This window comes from Tannerella forsythia (assembly GCF_003860135.1).
In the GTDB taxonomy this organism is placed as follows: Bacteria; Bacteroidota; Bacteroidia; order Bacteroidales; family Tannerellaceae; genus Tannerella; species Tannerella forsythia_A.
In genome coordinates, this window is the sequence record NZ_RQYN01000050.1 from 23,661 (window position 1) to 32,059 (window position 8,399).

Below are 8,399 nucleotides of genomic sequence, written 5' to 3' on the forward strand. Positions count from 1 at the left end.
TTGGAATTACAACATTATTCAATAACTTTGCGAACACAAAATCCAATAAGAAAATGGCATCACAGAACGAAAGATTGGCAGAGTCTCTAATCCAACTCAAAAAGCTTCAAGAAAGTCATATATTAGTAGTTAGCTCCGGTGAGTTAACAAGGACACATCAGGAACGATTAGTCGCTAACGGATTTCTTCAGGAAATCATGAAAGGCTGGTATGTCATATCAAGACCGGAGGACAGAGGAGATACCTCCTCATTCTATGTTTCATATTGGGATTTTATCAATAAATATCTTTACTCTCGATTCAAAGAGAGTTGGACCCTATCCCCTGAACAATCTTTATTACTCTATTCCGGAAATAAGGTAATACCCGATCAGCTGATTGTTCGCTCACCTTTAGGAGGAAACAATAAACAAAATCTCATATACGACAAAAGTATATTCGTTCTAAGAACATCATTACCGATGATGATCTACAAAGAAAAAGAACACGGATTGAACATTTACTCAATTCATGAAGCACTGGTAATGTGCAGCCCGTCTTTTTTTCAAAACAGCCCCATCGAGGCAAAAGTATGTCTATCTATGATCGACAACAGCAGAGATATTATAAAAATACTTTTGTCTAACGGCTATTCTTCAAGAGCCGGCAAAGTTGCAGGCGCATTATTAGCGGTTGGAAAAGAGGACTTTGCTAAGGAAATTGTACAGACAATGAAAGATTCCGGATATAGAACAAAAGTAGAGAATCCATTCAACACCTCTATTGAACCCATTCATCAAATAGAGAGATCACCCTATATAAGCCGGATCAAATTTATGTGGAAACAAATGCGTGAAACTGTGGTAAAAGAATTTCCGAACGAAGATTCAAAAAAAATAAAAACGCCAGACCAGATTCTCAAAAGCATAGAAGAAAACTATAAATTAGACGCATATCATTCCTTATCGATCGAAGGCTATAAAGTATCTGATGAACTGATTGAACGTGTTCGTTCAGGACAATGGGATATTGAACAGAAGGAAGATCATAACACCAGGGATGCACTCGCAGCAAGGGGTTATTACTTAGCGTTCTTAGAAGTCAAATCAAGTATTGAAAAAATCTTACATGGAACAGATCCCGGCCAAACAGTTGCTAAAGACTACGAAAATTGGTACAAAGCTTTATTCACCCCATCCGTGGAAGCAGGGATATTGAAAAACTATGATCTTATTGGTTACAGGACAAATCAGGTTTACATCAAAGGATCACTACACACCCCATTAAGTCCGGATGCAGTAAGAGACGTTATGCCGATATTTTTCTCTCTAATCGAGCAAGAAAACAATCCGGCTGTAAGAGCTGTTCTCGGTCATTTCTTTCTGACATACATCCATCCACATATAGACGGAAATGGGAGAATGGCCCGCTTTCTAATGAATTCTATGTTAACGACAGGAGGCCATGATTGGATCATTATTCCTGTCGAAAAAAGAAATGAATATATAAAAGGATTAGAAGAAGCCAGTGTAAGAAATGATATTTCTACCTTTACAAAATTCGTATCTTCTACCTTACATCAACAAAATCAACAAGCGATATTCATTCAAGCGACCAATCACCAAGATTTCAAAGAAATCATGGCATTAAGAGCATCAGGGTTCAGACCGTCTGCGGATTTGATAAAAAGCATGGAAAAAAACGGAATATTACCAGAAGCTGCTAAAATAGCAATATCAAAAATATTCGGATTAGATGACAAAAGTATATCCCCATCCGATATTAAATTGGCACAAAGCAATTATATGAAAAGAGACAATAATAAATCTATGGAATTATGATAGTTAACTTTGATAAATTAAAGACGGAAATATCTCTTCCGGATTTCCTGCTAAAATACGGTTGGAAATTTGCGAAAGGGTCTTCTCCATCCGCGTTAAAAATGACAGACGGGACACAAACATTAGTCATCAAAAAAAACAGTGTAGGCCAATACACTTATTGGAATGTTCATAATGATTTCGTCCGTGGCCGAAGCATTATTGATTTTATGCAAGAGCAGCTATTCAAAGAAACCGGAAAAACACCGAGCTTGCGAGAAGTAGGAGTAATCCTACAACGATTTCTCGAAAAAGGGGAAATTGTTCTCGAAGAAGATAGCAGATACAAAATATCTAAAGCAACGCTTGACACAGACGCTATCGCACTATTAATACAGCGTATCAGGCCATATACAGGAAGCTATCTACAAGATAGAGGTATCGATCTGTCCACATTACAAACGCCTCATTTTTCAGACACTTTTTACACGTATTTATACAGAAAAGAAGAAAAAGTATATGAAAACACCTGTATCAAAATGATAAATGAAAAAGGCCTCCAGGGCATTTCACAACGCGCCGCAGCTTTTAAAGGAATGATCGGAGCACATTATGACGCAATAGCCGTCTCAAAACACGATCCACAGATTCCCATAAAAGGCATATATGTCGGAGAATCTATGATCGACTGCGTTTCACATTATCAGATGAAAGCTCTGAACACAGCCGATAACATTCTGTACATATCAACTGAAGGATCCTTAACAGAGGGACAAATGAAACTAATTAAAAAATTGATCGAGAAAAACAATGTAAACGAAATAAATACGTTGTTTGACAATGACAGACAGGGCTATATCTATACGATTAAACTGTCTGCATTTCTGAAAAACAACACCCTTTTAGACCTGGGCAATACTTCAGCTGAAGCATTGCAGTCTATGATAACGAGAATTGACAATATTTCGATAGAAATGCCCAAACAAAAAGACTGGAATGAAGATTTACTATCTGATATACATGAAAAATATTTAGGAAAAGAAGAGCTTAAATCATTTCTTTGATACGTAAAGAATTACAATTTCAGACAAACAGATCCGATTAAGAGCCCAGATAGATTTAGACTTTTTGAGTAAGCGGAAACAGTCGTTTTTTTCTAACTTTTCATCGAATAGAAAACGATAGATATGAGTCTTTATCATTGATCAAAAAATGATTAGGAGATCGACTCCTAACCATTTTTGACCAACAAAACTCCGAAAAAGGCATTAGCCATTGTGATAAGCATCGGAAACGGAGCTTTATAAGAAAATAAAAACTGATACAGTGTTAATTAACACTACCTAAAATCTCTATTGTTTAGTTTTGGTTAATTAGATAGTACGGCTGTTGAAAATAGACAATTCTTTCCCTGATTTATTACTTTTTTTTCAAATCGTATTTCTTCCATAGTATATATTTCTTTCGAAATATATTTCAGCTTTATTTCAATTAGCCGCTCTCTATTATCTCCAAATAATTTGGGACATGAAAAATAATAACAATATAGATAATCCCGTTTCTCTTTTAGCTGTATATTATACTCGTCACATGAGAAAGAAAGTCTATTTGGCCCATCCCCTTTATAGCTGTAATAACTTATTGGGTCAGGATTCATATTAATCTTTCCATCAACAACTAAGCGTAATGAATATTGATCCTTAGTAAGATAATAAGGAGGAATTCGAGTCCCTCCTGTATCTAATAAGAGATCACGCCGAGGTAACAAATCATTTCCATTTTGATCCGTAAAACTAAGATACAGAACTTGTCTTCTTGTAAGATGCGTTATATCTTTATCACAGGTAGTAAAAGTAAAGATAAGCATTGATGCAAGAAATAGTTTAATTGACTGTTTCATCACGATTATTTTTTTCTGTTAGGAGATGGAATTACATATTTAAACCAAACTTCATACTTAAGTCCAGCATTAGAAATATTTGCGTCAAGGTACCATCCGTTTTTAGATAAATATGATCCATCGTCATTGTTATGTTTAGAATGTTTTCCCCATCCCCAATTCATATGAAAATATGAATAACTATGAGCACTCTCTCCAAACATATTATATTCTCTGTCATATGGATTGGTTTCTAAAGGGGTATCTTGAGAAGTGCCAGGGTTTGGATATTGAGGCAAATATAGATATTCTAAGAAATAAGTTGTTTTAGAATATGTAATTCCATCACAAACCCAGGCATGAGCTTTAAAATTTGGAACTGTTATTCCTAAAAGAGAGAAACATTTTCCAGTACCTTCCATATACACTGGTTTTCCTTCTATAAGAGCATTTCTTATTATATGCAAATTATCTTTTACACTCCCACTAGATACACTATAGTTATTTCTTTTAAAAAATTTTTCTATGCCTGTTAAATCTGAAAAATTCGGTAGATTTTTCCAAAAATTCGGATATGATTGTTTCTTCCCATATATCATTCCAATACCATCTCCAATTTTTTTTAATAATGTTGCTTCTTCGAGTTTATCCTCCTTTCCCATCTCTCCCCAATTGGCATAATCTGATGGCCATTTATGGTAATTCATAATTTGCCCTATGGCTACCGGAACACAACCTACAAGCTTTTCATCTGGAATAGATTGATTAAAAGGTTCACTCTGTTCCCAATAGGTCTCAATCATTTTATTAATTATTATCTTTTTATAGAAGTGTTTCATATGTACAAGAGGAGCATCATCACTCCATCCCATACTTTCCATTCTATTGCTAATATTCATATAGTCTCCATCATAACTTGGAATATATGATGATAATTCTACTAATGAACAAAACATATCACTAATAAATGTTCCATAAGAAGAATAATCACCCTGTTTGGGTGGATATTTATTTGTATTTGTTATATCATGCATTGTTTCATCTCTCCACCAATCAATATTTTGATATGACGGTATAGAACCTTTTGACATAGAAAGTGGAAGCTTTTCTTCATACTTTATCCATTCAGGAACAATCTGAATACTATCATTATTCTTTTTAGTAAGGATATCTTTTGCTATCATACCTATCCACATATTAGCAGGTGAGGCAATATCTTTATCAAAATATCCTTCATCGGAAAATGCAACTATCGGATGATATTTTTTTGTTGCACTGACAATAATCCATCCACTGTTATTGACATAATTTACAATATATAATAGGGGGGTGTTTAGAGAATCTGAAACTAAAATAATCTCTTTAATTGATTTTTTGTCAACTACAGAAGTTCTCAAATTACATTTCTCCGTATCACTTAATATATCATTAGGATCAAATAACTGAGCGACATTCTTAATATCACTAACAGATACATTATCCCTGTTTTTTTTTGACTGTTCTATTTTTAAAGTTCGTTCATCCTTATGTTTACCTTGTTGATCTTTTAAATCAAAGATGATACTATCAGAACACCCATAAGACAAGACACACGTTGTAATAAATAAAATAAACTTTTTCATAATGTTTTTTTGTTATATTTTTATGCAAAGATATCTTTTCACAAAAAAACATTCAAGAATTTCATTATGTTTAAAGACATAGATTTATTATTGTTTTTACCAATCTAAATTTCGGACAAGAAAAACAACAAAGTATTACTATGATTTTTGCAAATATATTCGTTTTCTATAAAAAATCAATTAGAAAATCAATGTAATATCAAGATTCAACCGTTTAAGGATTTCTTTCATAAGCACTTTAGAAATCCCTTGATTTTTATTGTAGCTGATAAAACTTTGATCTCCATAATTAGATAAACACAAACTATATCCCTTAAATGTACGATTAACGGCAGAAACAATATTCATTATCTTGTCTCCAGTCCAATTGCAAAGAGTTATTGTAATTGTGTTATTATAAGCATCATTATCAATTTGAAAACTTTGATCTAAACGCATAAACTGAACATAATACGATAAAAAGCGAAAAGCCATATCGACGTTATTGCCGGCAAACAAAGAAATATTGCGTTTATGTACCGCTTCACAAATGTAATGGCTAATTACAGGACTGGCATCAGGTAATAAACACACACCGGCATTAATATGGGCATCATCGACATAAAGCAACTTGAAATCAGTCGGACTAAAACAAATGATGATTTCTTCGCATTCAAAACTGCCTTTTATAGCAAAACAATCTTTGTTCTTAAACTTCAGTCTGCTTCCGGCATCATCATGAATATATAAATTTCTCACTCTGTTCAATTCATTTATAGAATATAAGAGAAATCCCTCACTTTTTGAAACATGACAGATACCCTCCCCTTCGTAGATATCCTCGATGTCGAAGAGATACTTCAGCATATCTTCTTTCGAGCAGCTGTTTACAAACCGAAATTCAGAAACATCAATATCATTTCTGCTATCAATAAGAAATGACAGTTTTTCAGGGTCTACATCCGTGAAAGAATACAGTTCCAGACAAGAACAAACTCCCTCCGAAGGAGAATAAATAACATACTCTCGTCCATTAATTTCATAATGAAGCATAAAGTCCCCGGATTCCACCGGAGAATAATCTTTTAAAACAGTCGCATAAGTCTTTTCCATAGCGTAATATTAACGTTGTATTTTCTTCTTTCTCTTTTTCAGAGGCAATAATTCATCCTCATTATTTCTGTATCTCTGTTTTTCATTAAACAGATCATCAACGAAAACCGTTGCCGACGATGCCGGAAACATATAATTTGCTTCTTTTTCCCAGCTCTGGCCAATCATTATAACAATATTGCCAGTACCAGGTGAATTAGCTTTGTCGTTGTTATAATGCGCCTGAATATTAGAATATGTCAGTCTCCTTGATATATCTGAAGACTTGAATAAAACAGGATCATCCACATTCAACAAAGCAAAAGAAATTCCATAAACTCCTTTTGCGTTTATATGTTCTACTAAACGTATATTCTCCTGTTGCAAGTTCAACTTAAAGCTCTCATAGGTATCTGATCGATTAAGAATCGAAAATATCTGTCCATATAAATAGTGTTTCTGCTCATCCGGATGCATCTTCACACCGTCAAATTGCATCTGAAGATAACGATATTTTTGCGGTAATGATTTGTCTTTAATGTAAAAAGACAAATCAGGAATACCATATACATAATGAGAACCGTTTTTGTCCGAGACCAGACGCATATAGTAACCGTTCTTAATCATCTCGCGCCTAAATTCATGTGCATCTCTTACTTTCGGAAAAATATTATCCATAGCCTGTAATAGTTCATCTTTCATCAAGGTATTAAAAAGACCGTGAGAATTTAGATAGTCTGTAATCTGTTCGTAAGCTGAATCACCTAACAATATTTTCCATTCTTCATTGGTGAAGTGCTTATCTTTATTCTCAACGGAATTATATAGCTTCGAATTTGATAACAAGTCCGACAATCTTTTTTTTGTTTCATAATTCCGAAGTCCTTTTCGGATAGCAGAATCAACGTAATAATTACGCTGCTGTGCTTCGCTCAAGGATAATTTGTTGGCAATTTTTTTCTCCGGAGAAGATAATCCGAGACGTTTCTCAATATCACGTACAATAGAGTCCGAGCGGCTATAATTATAACTATCGCTTATTCTTTTGCCCAAAAGATCAATGGTCGTTGCTAATATATGAATATGAGGCTGATCTTTATCGTCGTTTCGGATGATCGTATAACATGAATCCCCATACCCCATTTTTTCCATGTATTCGATTCCAATATCCGTAAACTCTTCATCTGTTAAATTCTCGTCTGAAGGCAAACTGATGACGAATTCCACGAATGGATATTTTACTCTCTCGTTTAATTCTGAAACGAGGGTCATATTTCGCTCCATATTTGCAAGACGATCACCGACGGAATTGTATAACTCTTTCCCATCTCCTCTTTCCACTTTAGCTAATTGGTAATCGATTTTCTTAGCTAAAGTAGAACTGGTAAAAGTATTTTTAATGTCGGCAATCATTATGCTATACTATGCTTGATGTTATTTTATCCAGATTTTCGATGTATTCAGATACACGTTTTAATGCGTATCTGATATTATTATCTGAAGGCAAACTGTTAATCTGCTTAGTAAGCTGATTGAGATTTACGCCTATTTTTTTCAACTGAAAGACTGTCTGAACATCTGTTTTTGATACGATCTTTTGTGAAAAAATAGCGTGTTTTGAATAAGATGACAATGACAGATGTGCATTTTTTGCAGCTTGTTTAAGCACATCCTTTTCAGTCTTTGTCAAGCGAATGATCAAGACTTCAGTTCTATTTTCTTTCCCTCTGTTTTCTTTTTTCATCATCCAATACTTACATATGTGAGCGTAACGAACATTGTAATATCCGAGCGCTCGGCGTTCGCAAGGTCGTTTTTGTATATACAAAAACATACCTTGCTTATGCAAAGGTATAAAAAAAGTACAAACCCCAAAGCACACGTCTTTATTTTTTTATACCTCATGTAATAATAAAACAATATACAAATATAACAATGTGCAAACGCAACAATATAACAACGTAAAAATGTAAAAATAAACTAATACAACAATACACAAAGGAAACAATGTAATAATATAATAATGTA

The 8,399-nt window shown here is 33.9% G+C and carries 7 protein-coding genes; 2 read left to right on the forward strand and 5 right to left on the reverse strand.

The window, feature by feature from the left end; translation table 11 throughout:
• The first annotated feature begins 53 nt into the window (after positions 1-53).
• The gene (locus tag EII41_RS11255; protein WP_124790660.1) at positions 54-1,820 is read left to right on the forward strand and encodes a Fic family protein; all 1,767 of its coding nucleotides are present in this window, start codon (positions 54-56) and stop codon (positions 1,818-1,820) included.
• Positions 1,817-2,863 carry a toprim domain-containing protein gene (locus EII41_RS11260; RefSeq protein WP_124790661.1) on the forward strand — a complete coding sequence of 349 codons (1,047 nt, stop codon included), beginning with the start codon at positions 1,817-1,819 and terminating at the stop codon, positions 2,861-2,863. The genes EII41_RS11255 and EII41_RS11260 overlap by 4 nt, the downstream gene beginning before the upstream one ends.
• Positions 2,864-3,168: 305 nt before the next feature.
• Here the strand turns inward: EII41_RS11260 and EII41_RS11265 are convergent, their stop codons facing one another.
• From EII41_RS11265 to EII41_RS11285, 5 genes are all read right to left on the reverse strand, one after another.
• Positions 3,169-3,699 carry a hypothetical protein gene (locus tag EII41_RS11265; RefSeq protein WP_124790662.1) on the reverse strand — a complete coding sequence of 177 codons (531 nt, stop codon included), beginning with the start codon at positions 3,697-3,699 and terminating at the stop codon, positions 3,169-3,171.
• Between the two features lie 5 nt (positions 3,700-3,704).
• Positions 3,705-5,300 (reverse strand): C10 family peptidase, encoded by a 1,596-nt coding sequence (locus EII41_RS11270; RefSeq protein ID WP_124790663.1) that lies wholly within the window; start codon positions 5,298-5,300, stop codon positions 3,705-3,707.
• A 180-nt stretch (positions 5,301-5,480) separates the two neighbouring features.
• Positions 5,481-6,392, reverse strand: a complete 912-nt coding sequence (locus EII41_RS11275) for a hypothetical protein (RefSeq protein WP_124790664.1) — start codon at positions 6,390-6,392, stop codon at positions 5,481-5,483.
• 9 nt (positions 6,393-6,401) lie between these two features.
• Positions 6,402-7,784, reverse strand: a complete 1,383-nt coding sequence (locus tag EII41_RS11280) for a relaxase/mobilization nuclease domain-containing protein (protein WP_124790665.1) — start codon at positions 7,782-7,784, stop codon at positions 6,402-6,404.
• A gap of 4 nt (positions 7,785-7,788) precedes the next feature.
• Complete coding sequence (locus EII41_RS11285) at positions 7,789-8,118, reverse strand: plasmid mobilization protein (RefSeq protein WP_185711905.1); 330 nt, start codon at positions 8,116-8,118, stop codon at positions 7,789-7,791.
• Positions 8,119-8,399: the final 281 nt, after the last annotated feature.

What these genes read in the sequence shown, in the direction of transcription:
- EII41_RS11255 (WP_124790660.1), top strand. Translation starts at nt 54, where the DNA reads ATGGCATCACAGAACGAAAGATTGGCAGAGTCTCTAATCCAACTCAAA.
- EII41_RS11260 (WP_124790661.1), top strand. Translation starts at nt 1,817, where the DNA reads ATGATAGTTAACTTTGATAAATTAAAGACGGAAATATCTCTTCCGGAT.
- EII41_RS11265 (WP_124790662.1), bottom strand. Translation starts at nt 3,699, where the DNA reads ATGAAACAGTCAATTAAACTATTTCTTGCATCAATGCTTATCTTTACT.
- EII41_RS11270 (WP_124790663.1), bottom strand. Translation starts at nt 5,300, where the DNA reads ATGAAAAAGTTTATTTTATTTATTACAACGTGTGTCTTGTCTTATGGG.
- EII41_RS11275 (WP_124790664.1), bottom strand. Translation starts at nt 6,392, where the DNA reads ATGGAAAAGACTTATGCGACTGTTTTAAAAGATTATTCTCCGGTGGAA.
- EII41_RS11280 (WP_124790665.1), bottom strand. Translation starts at nt 7,784, where the DNA reads ATGATTGCCGACATTAAAAATACTTTTACCAGTTCTACTTTAGCTAAG.
- EII41_RS11285 (WP_185711905.1), bottom strand. Translation starts at nt 8,118, where the DNA reads ATGATGAAAAAAGAAAACAGAGGGAAAGAAAATAGAACTGAAGTCTTG.